General features: G+C 45.6%; 1 pseudogene. It reads left to right on the top strand.

What is annotated here, in order from left to right:
* Positions 1–241, top strand: a pseudogene (locus ACTHS4_RS12455) (class Ia ribonucleoside-diphosphate reductase subunit beta); the annotation flags it as partial.

Below are 241 nucleotides of genomic sequence, written 5' to 3'. Positions count from 1 at the left end.
GCCGCAGCCCGAATGTTGCGTTCTTACCTTTGGTGTCGATTCCCGAACTGGAAACTTGGATTGAAACGTGGAGCTTCAGCGAAACCATCCACTCGCGCAGCTACACTCATATCATCCGCAATATCGTGAATGATCCATCAGTCGTGTTCGATGATATTGTACAAAACAAATACATCATCGCCCGTGCGGAAGACATTGCCTGCTATTACGATGATTTGATTGAATACACCCAGTATTACAA

The organism is Neisseria sp. P0014.S009 (assembly GCF_051958155.1).
GTDB lineage: Bacteria > Pseudomonadota > Gammaproteobacteria > Burkholderiales > Neisseriaceae > Neisseria > Neisseria flavescens_C.
Note: the sequence above shows the minus strand (reverse complement) of the source record. Positions and strands in the feature narration are given on the sequence as shown.